The organism is Treponema lecithinolyticum ATCC 700332, from assembly GCA_000468055.1.
In the GTDB taxonomy this organism is placed as follows: domain Bacteria; phylum Spirochaetota; class Spirochaetia; order Treponematales; family Treponemataceae; genus Treponema_C; species Treponema_C lecithinolyticum.
In genome coordinates this window covers 204,538-219,496 of the sequence record KI260561.1, presented here as the reverse complement: position 1 = coordinate 219,496, position 14,959 = coordinate 204,538, and the positions used below count along the sequence as shown (strand labels likewise).

The 14,959-nt window shown below is 44.3% G+C and carries 13 protein-coding genes and 2 pseudogenes; 9 read left to right on the top strand and 6 right to left on the bottom strand.

Features of this window, described 5'->3' with window-relative positions:
- Positions 1-50 precede the first annotated feature (50 nt).
- The gene (locus tag HMPREF9193_RS03770; RefSeq protein WP_021686743.1) at positions 51-2,846 is read right to left on the bottom strand and encodes a CHASE2 domain-containing protein; all 2,796 of its coding nucleotides are present in this window, start codon (positions 2,844-2,846) and stop codon (positions 51-53) included.
- A gap of 44 nt (positions 2,847-2,890) precedes the next feature.
- Between HMPREF9193_RS03770 and HMPREF9193_RS03765 the strand changes: the two genes are divergently transcribed.
- The 3 genes from HMPREF9193_RS03765 to HMPREF9193_RS10720 all read left to right on the top strand — a co-directional run bounded on the left by HMPREF9193_RS03765 (position 2,891) and on the right by HMPREF9193_RS10720 (position 5,344).
- Positions 2,891-3,361, top strand: a complete 471-nt coding sequence (locus HMPREF9193_RS03765) for a hypothetical protein (RefSeq protein ID WP_021686742.1) — start codon at positions 2,891-2,893, stop codon at positions 3,359-3,361.
- The gene (locus HMPREF9193_RS03760; RefSeq protein WP_021686741.1) at positions 3,358-4,518 is read left to right on the top strand and encodes a hypothetical protein; all 1,161 of its coding nucleotides are present in this window, start codon (positions 3,358-3,360) and stop codon (positions 4,516-4,518) included. Before HMPREF9193_RS03765 ends, HMPREF9193_RS03760 begins: the two co-directional genes overlap by 4 nt.
- Before the next feature lie 115 nt (positions 4,519-4,633).
- Entirely contained in the window at positions 4,634-5,344 is a 711-nt protein-coding gene (locus tag HMPREF9193_RS10720; RefSeq protein ID WP_021686740.1) for a FecR domain-containing protein, read from the top strand.
- Positions 5,345-5,438: 94 nt separating this feature from the next.
- Here the strand turns inward: HMPREF9193_RS10720 and nagB are convergent, their stop codons facing one another.
- The 4 genes from nagB to HMPREF9193_RS03735 are packed head-to-tail and all read right to left on the bottom strand — an operon-like array spanning position 5,439 to position 8,442.
- Positions 5,439-6,239: a glucosamine-6-phosphate deaminase gene (gene nagB, locus HMPREF9193_RS03750; RefSeq protein WP_021686739.1), complete on the bottom strand. Its 801-nt coding sequence runs from the start codon at positions 6,237-6,239 to the stop codon at positions 5,439-5,441.
- Between the two features lie 23 nt (positions 6,240-6,262).
- The gene (nagA, locus tag HMPREF9193_RS03745; RefSeq protein ID WP_040847460.1) at positions 6,263-7,435 is read right to left on the bottom strand and encodes an N-acetylglucosamine-6-phosphate deacetylase; all 1,173 of its coding nucleotides are present in this window, start codon (positions 7,433-7,435) and stop codon (positions 6,263-6,265) included.
- A gap of 59 nt (positions 7,436-7,494) precedes the next feature.
- A complete protein-coding gene (locus HMPREF9193_RS03740) occupies positions 7,495-7,965 on the bottom strand; it encodes a hypothetical protein (protein WP_021686737.1) in 471 nt (156 codons plus the stop codon).
- A 24-nt stretch (positions 7,966-7,989) separates the two neighbouring features.
- Complete coding sequence (locus tag HMPREF9193_RS03735; protein ID WP_021686736.1) at positions 7,990-8,442, bottom strand: magnesium transporter; 453 nt, start codon at positions 8,440-8,442, stop codon at positions 7,990-7,992.
- Positions 8,443-8,593: 151 nt separating this feature from the next.
- Between HMPREF9193_RS03735 and HMPREF9193_RS03730 the strand changes: the two genes are divergently transcribed.
- From HMPREF9193_RS03730 to rsmG, 4 genes are all read left to right on the top strand, one after another.
- The gene (locus HMPREF9193_RS03730; RefSeq protein ID WP_021686735.1) at positions 8,594-9,391 is read left to right on the top strand and encodes a 16S rRNA (uracil(1498)-N(3))-methyltransferase; all 798 of its coding nucleotides are present in this window, start codon (positions 8,594-8,596) and stop codon (positions 9,389-9,391) included.
- Positions 9,388-10,197, top strand: coding sequence for a hypothetical protein (locus tag HMPREF9193_RS03725; RefSeq protein ID WP_021686734.1), 810 nt, complete (start codon positions 9,388-9,390; stop codon positions 10,195-10,197). Before HMPREF9193_RS03730 ends, HMPREF9193_RS03725 begins: the two co-directional genes overlap by 4 nt.
- Positions 10,198-10,261: 64 nt before the next feature.
- On the top strand, positions 10,262-11,122 hold the full coding sequence (locus HMPREF9193_RS03720) for a hypothetical protein (protein WP_211227769.1): 861 nt from the start codon (positions 10,262-10,264) through the stop codon (positions 11,120-11,122).
- Complete coding sequence (rsmG, locus tag HMPREF9193_RS03715; protein WP_021686732.1) at positions 11,119-11,868, top strand: 16S rRNA (guanine(527)-N(7))-methyltransferase RsmG; 750 nt, start codon at positions 11,119-11,121, stop codon at positions 11,866-11,868. Before HMPREF9193_RS03720 ends, rsmG begins: the two co-directional genes overlap by 4 nt.
- Before the next feature lie 31 nt (positions 11,869-11,899).
- On the opposite strand, the gene HMPREF9193_RS03710 is transcribed toward rsmG, so the two are convergent.
- Positions 11,900-13,249 carry a tetratricopeptide repeat protein gene (locus HMPREF9193_RS03710; protein ID WP_040847459.1) on the bottom strand — a complete coding sequence of 450 codons (1,350 nt, stop codon included), beginning with the start codon at positions 13,247-13,249 and terminating at the stop codon, positions 11,900-11,902.
- Between the two features lie 153 nt (positions 13,250-13,402).
- Here HMPREF9193_RS03710 and HMPREF9193_RS11540 point away from each other — a divergent pair.
- Together HMPREF9193_RS11540 and HMPREF9193_RS11535 are read left to right on the top strand one after the other, a co-directional pair.
- Positions 13,403-13,720: pseudogene (locus HMPREF9193_RS11540) on the top strand (Hsp70 family protein); the annotation flags it as partial.
- 1,077 nt (positions 13,721-14,797) lie between these two features.
- Positions 14,798-14,956, top strand: a pseudogene (locus HMPREF9193_RS11535) (LysM peptidoglycan-binding domain-containing protein); the annotation flags it as partial.
- Between the last annotated feature and the right edge of the window lie 3 nt (positions 14,957-14,959).

Here is a 14,959-nt window from a genome sequence, read left to right as displayed (position 1 = left end):
ACGTCAAACACTACACTGCGCTTAAACCGGAAACTTCCGTTTGCATTTTTTTACTTTGTCGTCATCGTTAAAACGCCGTCCCAGTTTTGCCCGACGCCTTTTTTTATAAACTCATCGCAGCGAGCAGCAAACACCGAAGAAGGTCCGTCATCCGGCATTAAAGCAAGCGCTTTTTGAAACAAGGCTTTTGCCTGTACAAAATCTTTTTGCTCATAGCATTCCAAAGCGTTGTGAAAAACGTTTACGCATTCTATGTATGCACCGTCCAATTCGGATTTTAAACCTACAAGGTTATACAAGCGCACCGGTTTTTCGATACCCACAACCCGTACTCTATCCAAACGGCGGGCAAGCAATTTACCTTCGTTTTTTCCGGCGTTTGCAGCATTCCATGTAGATTCGGATATCAATATCCACGATCCGTACACTTTGTTTACACCTTCAAGTCGCGCGGCAAGGTTTACGTCGTTACCCATAATCGTATAATTCATTTTCATATCCGTACCCATATTGCCGACAACCATAGTGCCGGTGTTTATGCCGATACGGGTATGCAGCAGCATGGGCAGTTTTCCCTGCTCAGAAAGCTGTTCATTCAGCGCTTGTTCGGCTTTTTTCATACGCACGGCAGTTAAGCAAGCTTGATATGCGTGGTCTTCCAAATCGACAGGCGCGCCGAAAAACGAAACGATGGCATCTCCGATGTATTTGTCGATTGTGCCTTTATGCTCCAAAATTATATTGCTTAGTGCGGTTAAATAGTCGTTAAGAACTGCAACGAGCCGCTCCGCCGACAATTTTTCCGACAGCGTAGAAAAGCTTTTTATATCGGTAAACAATGCGGTAATGTTTTTTTCTTTTCCGCCGAGCGACAATTTAGACGGGTCGCTGACGATTTCCGCAACTACGTCTTCGGAAAGGTAAGTGGAAAAAGCGCGGCGCAAAAAAGCCTTATCTTTTTCGGCGGAAGCAAACCGGTATAAAGACGCGCCGACGTAACATAAAACAACCGTTAAAAACGGCGCAACAGGAGCGCTGTATATGTTAAAACGGATTAATATAAACGAAGCGAGCGGAACCGCTATAATGCCTGCGGCGCCGATAATGTTTAACGCGCTGACGGGAAGACGGCGAGCAAACAGCACTACAATAAAAATCAAAACAGCGGTTAAAATAAAGCCGAAATAAGACGGAACCGGTACGATAAAACTTTCGTTTATAATTGTGTTAAACACGTTTGCGTGCGTTCCGATATTCGGGTATTGTCTTTCAAACGGAGTGGTACCCAAGTCGGTAGAATTGCTTGCCGTGTGTCCTATAATACAAAAAGCATTGTCGTACACGGCGGAAAGTTCGTCAAACAAAGCATTGTATTCGCCAAGATATGAAGCGAATTTGGCAAATTTATCCGACACGGATAAAGATATGTCTTCAATTTCCGCAGCGTTTTCAGCTGTGCGGATTTCGTCAAGCGTTGCAAGTATTTCCCGCTCGTAAGAGGGATCGGTTAATTCCGCACATTCTTGAAAAAAAAGCGAGCGGCGTTCAAAGTAATTTGCATAGTTTTCGGCAGGTATTTCGGAGTCAACGTTTTCAACAAGGGCGGTTTTTGTGCTTTGTAAATCATCGTAAACAGCGCTTAAATACTGCGCCGCATCGTAGTAGCTTAACATACGACCGTTTTTTCCCAAGCGGAAATTGCCTATCGTATGTAAAATATCGATGAGCGTCCGCTCTTTTTTATCCAAGTCGCACAAAAACAGCACCGATTCGTTTTTAAAACTGTTTCTGAAAGCCGTCGGCACCCAATTAATAAGCATTCTTCCGTTACTGTCAAGCGGAACGCTAATATTACGGCGCACGTTTTCGCCGGGAAACAAGGCTTGTTTTACAATAAGCGCACGGGGGGTGCGGATAAGCGTATGTGTTTGAAGCACATCCAAAAGCGGCGCAAAAACAAGCTGCGGTATATACAATCCGTCCGTTTCGTGCAGCAGTTCTATACGCCGCCGTGTTCCGTCCGAATCGAGTATAATATTTGTAAAACCTGCGCCGCGCGCTTGCTGCATTAAAACCAAAAGCGCAGGAGTCATTTTATGCTGTGTATGCTGTTTTGAAAAAAACAAATCGTTTTCGCGAGCTATCAAACCGGCAGGCTCCGTTACATTTTTAAGCAAAAAGCGCTCTCTTACGTAGTTTTTAAGTTCTTCGGAAACATCGATACCCACATCGCCGGCGTTTATCGTAAGCCACGTATTGGCAAAAAAATGAATGGCTTGAGCAAAGTATTCGTCGTTGTCGCGCGACAGTTTATCTACAGCGGATAATTGCAGCGTGCGCAATTCCGGTTCAAGATAAGAACTTATTAAATCTTCCGCAGTATCGGGAGCATAGCGCGCAGGTAAATCGCCTTGTGCAAGGGCGGCGGCAAAATCGCGCATTAAACCGGAAAGTTCCGTTTCCGTTTTGCGGAATTGCGCGGGTAATGAATTTTCAACCGCAGGGTCTATGCCGCGATGCGACGGCGAAATGTATTCTATATCGAATACGGTACAAAAAGCGCCCAGCTCTTTTAAGCGGATAAGCACATCGGCAAGAATATCGCGCGTCCACGGGAATGTACCCATTTCGCCTATTGCCGCATCGTCGATTGCCGCAATAACGACGTCTTTGTGTTGCGGAATTTCCGGCTTTACCGACAAAAGCACGTCGTACATTCTCAGTTCAAGCTTTTCCAGCGCACCGGCAGCGCTCATTACGGCAAGAACGCACACAACGGTAGCGCAAATAAGCAATTCGGCTGCCGAAAAAAACAAAGAAGCTTTTTTCTTTCCTTGATTTTTCATATAATTTATTATACCATACTTTTAAATAAAAAGCAGAGGGGTCTATGAAAAAAAATGTATGTATAGCGCTGTTTTTATCCTTTTTATACTTCGGCGCTTTTTCTCAGTCGGCAGATAAACTGACGGAAATGTTGAATGCTCAAACGGTAACGATTGAACAGCTTTCGTACTTTGCAGCAAATTATTTAAACCTCGCCGGCGAAACGGCAACCGGAGAAGAAGCTTTAAGCGCTTTAAAAGAACATATCGATTTTTCACGCATAAAAAATACCGCAAGCGCTTTGTCGGCAAAAGACTGTGCATATTTATGCTGCCAAGTATGGGACATACGGGGCGGCATTATGCTTCGCACAACAAAGCTGCCACGCTACGCATTTAGAGAATTAAAAGCTCTTGAAATTATTCCCGCTTCGACAGATCCGTACACAAAAATAAGCGGACGTGACGCATTGTACATTATGACAAAATGCGCACAATATGCCGAAAACAACACCACGGGAGAAAAAGAACAATGAACGGTATAAAAATAAAATCGATTATCAGTTTGTTTGCTCTTTGTGCACTTGCATCGTCTTCGTTAGCGGCTTTTGAATGGGGCGGCTTGGTTACAAACGACAGCACATACAAAGGGCAAAGCGACGATATGCACATACGGCAATCGGATAAGTTAACTATGTGGATAAAAGTCCCCCTTCCCGGCAGTAAAGATTCGTATTTTACCGCAGAGTCTTTTTATACATTTAAATATGAAAACAAAAAAAACGACATTTCGCACATATTCGATGTAAACTTATGCAAATTAAGCCTAAGCAATCAATTAAATAATGCGACAACCATATTTAATATAGGACGCTACGGTTTGCGCGATTTATCGGGGTTAATCGTAAACCAAAATGCGGACGGAATGGAGCTGGCGGTAAAAACCAAAAACGTTTCCGTATCCGCTTACGCAGGTTTTACCGGTTTGTTAAACGCGCATACACAGCAAATGAACGTTATTGCAACAACGGCAAACGCTGCACCCGTGTATACAAAAACGGCTCCTATGGTATTGGGTAAATTGACCTGTACGTTTCCGCGTTTGTTTGCACAGCAAACGAATGCATATGAATTGTACGGCGCGGTAAATGCAATCGAAAAACGCTTATATGCAACCATGGCTTTAAACGGTCCAATATACAAAAATCTGTTTTATTTGTTTTCCGCAACCGGCTCGCTTAGGCAAACATACGACAGCAAATTCGCTTTTTCAAATTTATCGCGCTTGGAAATTTCGGCTTATTTGCCGTTTTACTCTTCACTTGTTTCGTGGAATACCGTTTTTGCAACCGGCAAAACAAAGTATACGACAAGCTTTGAACCGCTTACCGTATCATCTGCAAATACGTCGTCTTCACTTGAATACGCGGGGAACTTTAAAACGGGGTTAACCGCTTCAATCCGTCCGATTGACAGTTTGCTTTTTGCTTGTTCCGCCGACACTTTTTTTAATGTAATGAACGCACGCCAAGCAAAAGGATTTATAGGCGCACAATGGCACATGGCATGGCGCTGGCAAATTGTAAGCGATATTCAAATTGCCGCATCGGTAAGTCAATTTTTTGCCGTTTCCGACGAGCAAAAAAAGAATCCGTATACCTCAGCGTCGTTAAAACTCATATATTCGTTTTAAAGTTTTTTTAAAAATTTTGAAAAAAATTGTTTTTTTGTATAAAACGGGTTATACTATATAGTAACCTATCGGTAACATTTACTTAGCGTTAACCTCAGCCTTAAGGAGGCTTAAAATGAAAAAAGCATACGCACTGATATGCTGTGTTTTAGCAGCGCTTCCCCTCTTTGCCCTTGAAGCGGTTGTCGTTTCGGTTGTGGGAAAAGCGGAAGTGCAAACGGCACAGGGTTGGCAGCCGATGAAAGCCGGAGAAAAAATTACAAAAGGTACTCTTATATCAACCGGTTTTAAATCGCAAGCGGTTTTGGGAATCGGTAGGTCGACTGTTACAGTGCGGCCTTTAAGCCGGTTAACGGTGCAAGAGCTGACGGAAAATCCGGACAAAGACATATCAAAAGTATATCTTGACGCAGGTTCCATAAAAGCCGATATAAAAGCTGCACAAAACAAGCGTGTGGGCTTTACGGTAAAAAGTCCTGTTACAACGGCTTCGGTGCGCGGTACTGCAGGTATTTTTGATGCGGCAGGCTTTTTGCAAAGCACCGACGGTACATGGGCGGTGGCGGCAAACACCTTGCTCGGAGAACGGGAGATACACGTTTCCAAAGGCAGCAGCATTGCGCCGGCAGCGGACGGAACGATAATTGAGCCGCAAGAGCGCAATGCCGATGTAGCGGTGCCAAACAATCCGTTAACGACACCGCCCAGTCAAAAGGAAACAAGCTCTTCTGCGCCCTCATCTGTTTCCGAAGCGTTGAAAAATGCAGGAGAAAAAACAACATCACCCGATACATCCAGAATTGTTTTTGAAATCGGATTTGATTGATTACACTCGCTTTGATACTTAATAAACTTGAATTAGGATAAAAAAAGCGGCGCATCCGAAGTTGCGCCGTTTTTTTTATTGCTACCGCAAAGCTTTATAAAACGCCGGTGCCGGCGTTTTCAATTTCCTTAAAATATTTTACCGTTCCCACTTTCAGTTCATCTGTAGCGTCTTCGTCGCACACGATAACGGCTTTAGGGTGCATTTGTAAAGCGCTGATAGTCCACATTTGGCTTATGCCTTTTTCCACTGCGTGAGAAAGGGCGCGCGCTTTATTGTGACCGGTAATAAGCACCAGCACTTCTTCGGCAGACGTTACCGTACCGACGCCGACCGTTAAAGCGGTTGCCGGCACTTGGGTTACGTCTCCGCCGAAAAAGCGTGAATTGACGAGTACCGTATCGTGAGTTAAAGCGGCTACGCGCGTACGGGACGCAAGCGAAGAGCCGGGCTCATTAAACGCAATGTGTCCGTCAACTCCTACTCCGCCTAAAAACAGCTTTATACCGCCGATATCGGCAATCGCTTTTTCGTACGCGGCGCACTCGGCTTGTAAGTCGCGCGCCATACCGTTGAGTATATGAACATTTTCTTTTTTTATGTTTATATGGTTAAAAAAGTTATCCCACATAAAATAATGATAACTTTGCGGATGATCAGCGGGCAAGCCCACATATTCGTCCATATTAAACGTTACCACGTGTTCAAAACTCACTTTGCCGGCTTTATTCAATTCAATAAGCCTTTTATATGTTCCAAGCGGTGTACTGCCGGTAGGAAGCCCCAGCACAAAGGGCTTTTTTGCCGTAGGAGCAAAGTCGTTAATGCGTTTTGCAATATACTCAGCCGCCCACAAAGAACATTCGTCATAATTTTTCCGTATAATAAGATTCATAGTTACCTCCCGATATCAGCTTATTACATAATATTTTTTTTAAACACACCGTCGACAATCGAAGCCAAAATATTAAACTGTTTGTCGAACACAATAATATCCGCATCGTAGCCGGGAATAATCATACCTTTTTTTGTATAACGCATAATAGATGCAGGTGTTGAAGAAGCTGCACGCACAGCATCGGAAACGGAAAAACCGAAGCTAACAAGATTTTTTACTCCGCGGATCATAGTCAACGCAGAACCTGCAATAACGCCGTCAGCTGCGCGGTGAAAACAACCGCCTTCAAACACCACTTGTTCTCCGTTTGCCGTTAAAACCGCACCGTCTTGTTCGGTAGGTGTTAAACTGTCCGTTACCAAAACTATTTTTTCCAAAGGTTTATCTTTTAAAAGCAATTTGAACAAATCGGGGTGTATGTGCACTCCGTCGGCAATAACTTCGCATGACATTTCCGAATGAATTAGGATGGCTCCTACAGCTCCCGGATTGCGGTGGTGCAGCTGGCTCATTGCGTTAAACAAATGAGTCGAATGCAAAATACCGGCTTGCATACCTTCAACCATATTTTGATACTGCGCATTGGTGTGCCCGGCTTGCATAACAATGCCGTGTTTAAGACCGTACAGTGCAAGATAGCGCATGCCTTTTAACTCGGGCGCAACGGTCATATTCACGATATGACCTTCGGAAGCTTGCCATAAGCGTTCCATAAGGTCCATGTCTACGGGTTTAACCGTTTCTGGGCGCTGAACGCCCAGCTTTTCGGCGGAAATAAAGGGGCCTTCCATGTGGATTCCCATAATGTGAGCGCCCGATTCTTTACCCATCGCTTTAACGATTTCTTTTATATTGTGAATCATATCGTCTTCGGACGACGGATACATAGTAGGATTAAAAGCCGTTACTCCGTATTGCGCCAAATCTTTTGACATTTCTATCATTGCTTCGGCGCTGCAGTTATCGGTACCGTGTCCTTTAAAACCGTGAATATGCGTATCTATAAAACCCGGCGCAATATAAGCTTCTTGTACATCTATAACGCGCACATCAGGTGCAAACTTTTTTTGTAAAAAGCGGTGCTCGGAAAACACTTCGGCTACTTTACCGTCTTCCAATAACACGGCGCATTTTTCCATTTGCGAAAAACCGGTCAGCAATGTTCCGTTATGTAAACAAACCGACATAGACATTTTTTCTCCGCTTTGACTACTATAGTCTTTTATTAAAAAAAAGTACAGGTAAATCCGTACTATTCGGTTGTTTCTTCAAAGCGGTATGTTTCGTTTGTTGTGTCGAATAAATAGTTATATGTTCTTGACGCGTCTACGCTGATTTCCTGCTTGCTCGGACGGTATGTTGTGGTCACACTGCGATAAAAAAAGCCGGGGCGCGTTTTGCTAAAAGAAGATTCGACCGTATGCATTCCGGGCGCGGCATAAAAACCGGTTCTTAAACCTTCGGTAAAGAAAATGGGTTTTTCGCCGTCAATCGATATAACCGTTATGCCGCCTGCGCCTATAACCGTTTTCAGCATTGCGTTTTTTGTACCGATATAAATCTTTGATGCATTAGGATTTTTTTCAAGCCATTCTTTTTTGCGTTGCCGGTCGCCTTTTAGCCTAAAAATCATATATGCAATATAAAGAATTGCTGCGATCGGAATAATAATAAAATAATAAATGTGACCGATATTGTTTGCATTGGTAAGAGCGCTGTCCATACATACCCCCTGTGTTACAGCTGTTTATTTATTTGAATTTTCGGTAGTCAGTTTGGTGACACTGTCGGCACCGCCGACTCCTAAATCGCTTAAAAGTTGTTCAAATTGACCGATTCCGATAAGCTCGCAATCTACGATTTCTTCGTTTTCTCCCTGCCGGGTAAGATACAGCGTACACTCGGTATCGCCGCTTGAAGTAACCGTTTTTGCCCTGATTGCAGTAGTTTCCAGCGGATATTCGGTAGTTTTTTTACCTTTTTTTACGGTTAACGTAGTGCCGTCGGTTTCTATTACAATCATATTGCCTATAATAACGGTCCAAACATAAAAGGCAAAAACTGCCGCACATATTAAAACCTGCAGTACAAGAACATGCAGCCATATTGAAGCGATAAAGCCGATAAGCAAAGCCGCCGCCAAACCGAACACAACGTTTAAAAGAACCCGGTAAAGACGGGTTTTGTATACATTTTTCACTTTTTCTCCTACTAAAAGTAACGAAATATTTTTACTGATGATATACTTTTTTTTAGCGGTTCGTCAATCGTTTTTTTCCCGGTAATCGTTCTTTTCCATCCGTTTTTTTCTCTTGCACAAGAGTGTCCGGGCGGGTATACTGAGCACGGTTATGAATATCGTCCTTTTTTCGGAAAAAGAAAACGGATTTTTACCTGCAGCGGATACGCGTACCCGCCATATTTGCGACATTTTGAAAAAAAAAACAGGCGACAGTTTTGAAGCGGGAATTGAAAACAAAACTGCAGGTACGGCGCTGATTACCGCTATAGATAAAACGGGCTTGTACTTTACTTTTACCGAAAAAACCGAGGGGCAAAAACCCTTTCCTGTCGATTTGATTATAGGTTTTCCCCGTCCCATTCAACTTAAACGGCTGCTGCGCGACGTTTCTTCTTTGGGAGTGTCCCGCATTTTTTTAACGGGTACGGAATTAGGTGAAAAATCGTATATGAGCTCAAAACTTATGGAACGGGGAGCCGTATACGCGGCATTAAAAGAAGGAAGCGTTCAAGCAAAAAGCGCTCATGTTCCTTTTTGTACCGTGTATCCGAGTACGGAAAAATGTTTAAGTGCACTCGGCTCAAACAAAGATATTTTTGTTTGTTTGGATAACGCACAGCCGCAAATGTCGCTAAGCACATTTTTATCGCAAAAGCTTAAAGATAAAAAATACAGAGAGGATGCCGCACCGAGCGGAACAAAGGCTGTGCAAAACTGCAGCGCTCGGCAAAGCGGCATACGTATTACGGCGGCAATCGGAAGCGAGCGCGGATGGAGCGAACGAGAGCGCAACCTTTTTAAGCAAAAGGGATTTACACTGTGCTCAATGGGAGAGCGCGTACTGCGTACCGAAACGGCGTGCACGGCGGCAACGGTTATTATATTGCAAGCATTGGGGGTATTGTGAACCAAGATCAAGTAAAAGACATGCTGTTGTCGCTGGAAAACACGGAATTGGAATTCAGCGTTATTTTTAGCGGAAAAGAAAGCAAACGGGTAAACGGTTTGTATAAAATCGAAGAGCGCGAAATTATTTTGCACAATAGAAATTTTAAGACGGATAACCAGCTTATATATACGGCAATTCACGAATACACGCACCACCTTTTAAACGAAAAATCGATTGCCGGCACAGGTCCCATACGGACAGGCGGCTGCTATGCAAAAGCACATTCAAACGCTTTTTGGGCAAAGTTTCATTCTCTTTTGGAAATTGCCGAACAAAAAGGCTTGTACGTTATCGGTTTGGAAAACTCGCCGGAACTTGCAGAATTAACCGAAAATATCCGCAAAAATTATTTGGAAAAAAACGGCGTTCTTATGCAGGAGTTCGGAAAACTTTTGGCAAAAGCGCACGAATTGTGCACGGCAGCTCATATACGTTACGAAGACTACATAGACCGCTGCCTCAAAATTCCGCGCCAAGCGGCGCGCAGCATCGCCCGGGTCGGCTCGCTTGATATAAATCCTGCAGTCGGTTATGAAAATATGAAAATAATCGGAGCTGCCGGCAGTCAAGAAAAACGTTCTTTAGCGCAGGAAAATTTGCTTGCAGGGCACAGTCCCGATTCGGTGCGCGCATTAATGAAAAAAAAGCCGGACGACACGGATGTTAAAACCCGCTTGGAAAAAGAAAAAGTCCGGCTTGAAAAAACGATAGGAAAACTTGAAGAGCGCTTAAAGCTGGTGGAGGAAAACCTTGCAGCTTTGTAAAAAACTTTGCTTTTCCGCACCGCTTTGCACCGTTCTCTTATATGCGGCCTATGCGGGTTCATTTTTGTATGCGCAGCAAACGCCCGTCAGTGCTCCTGTTATAACGGCGCCGAGCGCACCTGAAGCGCCTACGGCTCCTTTTATTGAACCGCCGGAATTAACGGTAAACCCGGCTCAAGCAAACCGAACACAGCCGAGCCGTTTTCAAAAAAAATCCAAAACAAACGCGTCGTCAAATGCGGTGCAAAGCGGTGCGGCAGTACAAACGTCCGCTGCTTTAACCGCTTCCGATTTAAATTTACTTTCTTCTTTGCTGCCCCAAGGCATACTGCCTTCCGTAACGGAACAAAGCGGCAGCAATCTTTTAACAAACTCTGTGCAAAACGGACAAAACAGTCAAAGCGGACAAATGCAAACGGCAGTTCTTTTAAATACCGTAATCGAAAAACTCGATGCAATTTTAGCCGCTGTAAAAAAAACAAACGCGGAAAATGTTCAAACGGGAACATCCGAAGCAAGCCGAACAAACACAAAAACCGCACCTATCAAACAAAATGCCCGCGTACTGCGATTTAACTCCGGTACATACAATATTTTACAAACGTGCACCGCCGTATTCGTTTCAGAAGCCGAAGACGACGGAAGCTTTTTATTTACCGGCGACAGAACGTACCGCACTATGGGTAAAGAGCACAGCGAAACTTTTTATATATTGTTTAAAGCGGTAAACCGCAGTATTTTTAATGTCGCCGTAACGGTGCGCCAAAACGAAGAAAACCGCCAGTCTGCGCTGTACCGCCTTTCGCAAATACCGCTTTTAACCGCATCGCGCACGGGAAATTTGGTAAGCTTACATACAAACTCGCAAGATTTTGCTGTGGACCTTTTGTTGAGTGTGGATTTTAAAACGGCGGCAATGAGGTGAATACGCTTATACAAACAAACGCTCCGGCGGCTGCAAAGCCGTCCATATTGTGCGACGGTCTTATCCGCTTGGGCTTTTTTTGCAAAGAAGATGCTCAAGAGCTTGCAAAAAAACTAAAAATCTACGACGGCGAACTGCAGCTATTTAACTCTGTCTACGATTTAACGGCGGCAAAAACTGAACACGAGCGAGCGCTCCACATCTTTGACTGCCTTGCTGCAGTCGGTAAGCTGCGCGAATTAAAAGAAAAAATAAGATGCGAACGCACAGTCGATAAAAACGCAGCTAAAACAAACGATTTTACCGTTGCCGACATCGGATCGGGAGCGGGACTTCCCGGCATTCCGCTTGCCCTCGCTATGAGCGACACCAACTTTGTGCTGGTGGAGCGCATGAGCAAGCGCTGTGTGTTTTTGGAAAACTGCGCCGCCGTACTCGGCTTAAAAAACGTACGCATCGTCAACACGCAGCTCGAACGCCTTGAAAACGCACAATTCGACATAGCCGTTTTCCGCGCGTTTCGTCCTTTGGACAAAAAAACGCTGCGTTTTTTGCTGCGTATTTTAAAAAACGACGGTTTTTTAGCCGCGTATAAAGCAAAGCGGAAAAGTATAGAAGAAGAAATGTGCGGCGTTTTACCTGCAGCGCACGCGTACGACGTACAGCCGCTTTCGGTTCCGTTTTTAGAAAACCGCGAACGTCATTTGGTGATTGTACCGGCGCAAGTCCAAAAAGTTCCAAACTAAACGCCAAAGCGCAAAATTATTCTCGGATAGTTTACGCCCGCTTTCCCAATTTTGTAAAAATCTTAAGCAAATTCGCTTTATCAACCAAATCGATCGGTCTGCCTTCAACATATTTAGTCGCATCGGCTGAAAAAGAGCCTGCCGTTATGCAAATACCGCGCCCGGCTTTTAAATCGCGCAAACGACCGTGAAAATCCCGCACATACAATTCACCCACAGAACCGGTGCTGCGGTAAAAACGGAACACAACCGAATCTTCCCATTTTGCCGTTTCTATTTCCGTTTGAATTTCGGCAACATCGGGCTTTGCTTCTATGGCAATAATCTTTACACTTGCCCGTGTATAAAAAACGGAAACGATTTTCCGGCACAGCGCAATAAAATCGCTGTTGGCAGACATTAAATATGTTCTAAGCGTATTGTTTTGATTTAATTCTTGATAGCGGCCGATAAGGATTTGAACGTCTTTATACCCCGGTGATGTCGCTTGAATCGTATGCAGCAATTCCAAAGCCCGACCCATATCCCCGCCGTGCAAATAAATTTGTGCTAAGTTGTACCGTATTTGCGTCAGCACATCGAGCGCGGCTTCTTCGTGTTTTAAGCCTATTTCGTAATCCTGTATAGCTTTATCGTCTTGATTTTGAAAGGCATGTATACTTCCCGCAAAGAGACAAGAGCGCGCGCCGTATTCCGGATCGGGGCGTAAGTGCACAAAAATTTTAAGCGCACGGTCGGACATGCTTGACGCATTCATCGCTTCGGCTAAAGAAAACAACAGCTCCCGGTTTTCGGGATTTACGTCCAAAGCCCGTTTAAGGTACGGCAACGCTTCACGGTACAAATGACCGCGGTGCAGAGAAAGACCGATATATTCAAAAACTTCGGGCACTTCACCGCCGACCGACAAAGCTTTTTTAAAAAAAGGCACGGCCTTATCGTATTCTTTGTTAAGATAAAAAACCTGTCCCAAATAAAAATTCACTTCAAAATTATCCGGATCTTTACGGCGCGCAGAAGAAAGCGCTTGTGCAGCTTCTTGCACTTTTTTTAATTTTACGGCGCATATACCCCAGCGCAAAGTAACTTGAAATATATCGATTTCCGGACGTTTGGGGGCAATTTCCGTAAGAGTAGCATATAGGGGGTATGCCTTTGCCCAGTCGCGTTCTTTAAAGTATAAATCGCTCAGCGGTAAAAGAGCCGACGGAGCACGGGGATCTTGAGCCAGTTTTCTTTCCGCAGTACGGATAATCGAATTCCGGCTTTGCGGCTTTTTACCGCCTTTTCCCGTTTTTTTTGCGGAAGCGATGATAAGTATAACTGTTGTAACGGCGCATGCTGCCGCAATCCCCATTAATATGGAAAATAACGAATCCATATTATCATTATGACTGTGATTGAGCTAAGTGTCAAGAAACTGATTTTTGAGATTTCAGCGTTATTTTTAAAAAAATAGGTCTTATTCAAAAAGCAGCCCTTTTAAGCATTGACAAGATTGTCCAAGCGTACTACGATTAAACAGAGGTATTGTATGAGCAATAAAATTATCGGAATAAAACAAGCCGACGGTTCTTTTTACCCGCTTTTGCAAGAAGGCAAACCGGACAATAAAAAAATCGAACTGACGACCGTACGCGACGATCAAACAACCGTTAAAGTACACTTATACAAAAAAGAAGCCGACAGCGCAGAAGAACCGGAATACGTAGACACGCTGCTCATCGAAAACCTCATCCCTCATCCCAAACAAGAACCGACTATAAAGCTTAACATCAAGCTCGACGAAAACGATATGCTGACCGCCGAAGTGCTGGATCCGGAAACCGGAAAAAAGTCCGATACGCAAGTGTCGCTGGTAACGCTGTCGGAAGCACAACTGCTATCGGATTCCGATTTTACCGTTATGGACGCCCAAGATATGCCGGATACGGACGGCGGCAGTTTAGAAAATACGGGCACCGACTTAACCGGCGATTCAAACGGTACGGAAGCTGTTGATATGCCGGCTTTAAACGATGATGATTTTAAATTGGACGATTTGGATTTAAACGACTTGGGCACCCCCGATACGGCATTTGAAGATACGACGCTTGAACAAAATAGCGAAACGCTTGCCGAAAGCGCCGAAAACGATTTTGAGTTGCCCGATATTTCGACCGACGATATGGATTTACCGGAAGATGTCGAACAAACAAACCGCTTCGACAGTGCAGACGAAGCGGTTGATAAAACCGAAGAGATGGGCGGCGCCGATCTTTCCGATATGCACGAAAACACTGATACAACGGAAGCGGATACGGAGCAAGACAGCGATCACGGCGATTTTAAACTGGACGATTTCGACAGTCTTGATACGGAAAATCTGAATATGGATATGCCCGATTTTGACGCCGAAGATGACGAAACGGAAAGCACATCTGCAGCGCAAACGCTTGCTTCGGACATGAGTATGCAAGACAAAAATACTGAGCCCGCAGATACCGGTTTTAAAACGGATACGTTCGGCAAAACAAATACGTTTGACATGAGCACTCCCGATTTTAATACGGCAAACGAAAATACCTCATTTATGCAGGAGGAAGTTCCACCTTTGTATGATCAAGACTTACCCGATAAAATAGACTATAGCGGCAAAAAGAAAAAATGCCGTATTCCTATGGTTATATGCATTATTTGTGCGATTTTATGCATTCTTGCAGTAATTGGAATTTTCTTCTTTTTTCCGTGGACGGAAAAAAATCAGATGACCGAAGAAAACGTAGTTTCGGTTGAAAAACCCGCTATGACGCCTCCGGGCATAAAAGAAGAAGACATGACGGAAGCGGAGCCGGACGAAAACTTGATTGTGCCGGTTGAAAAAACGGTTGTAGAAGAAAAGCAAGTTGTTCCCGAAAAAACGGTTCCCGCAGCCGAAACAAAACAAGAACCCGTGCGTTACCTTATAAAATGGGGCGATACACTGTGGGATTTATCCGACACGTACTACCGCAACCCGTGGCTGTACCCGATAATCGCGCGGGAAAACAAAATTAAAAACCCCGATTTGATTATCGCGGGAACTTACATTATTATTCCTCCGCGGTAAACT